This is a genomic window from Pseudomonas viridiflava (assembly GCF_900602065.1).
Taxonomy (GTDB): Bacteria; Pseudomonadota; Gammaproteobacteria; order Pseudomonadales; family Pseudomonadaceae; genus Aquipseudomonas.
Map to the genome: position 1 here is coordinate 1 of NZ_UWFN01000076.1, position 322 is coordinate 322.

At 60.9% G+C, this 322-nt stretch carries 1 pseudogene; it reads left to right on the forward strand.

Annotation, left to right across the window (positions count from 1 at the left end):
* Positions 1-155, forward strand: a pseudogene (locus tag EE949_RS01070) (amino acid transporter); the annotation flags it as partial.
* Positions 156-322: the final 167 nt, after the last annotated feature.

Consider the following 322-nt stretch of genomic DNA (forward strand, 5'->3'; position numbering starts at 1 on the left):
ATCTGGACACCGTGTTGCTGATCGGATCGCTCGGTGCACAGCAGTCCGTACCCGAAGCCTACGTGGTCGGTGCCGCCAGCGCCTCGCTGCTGTGGTTCTCGAGTCTTGCCATCGGTGCAGCCTGGCTCGCGCCCTGGCTGGCCCGTCCAGCAACCTGACGACTGCTAGACGTGCTGGTGGCGGTGATGATGTTTACCGTTGCTGTGCAGTTGATTCGCAGCGCTTGAGTGATTTTCATGGCCATTGGGTCGACAACGCTGGAACCTCTTTCCCACACAGTTGTTGCGTGGTTATGCCGCAGGGCCGGTGCTATAGTCCGGGG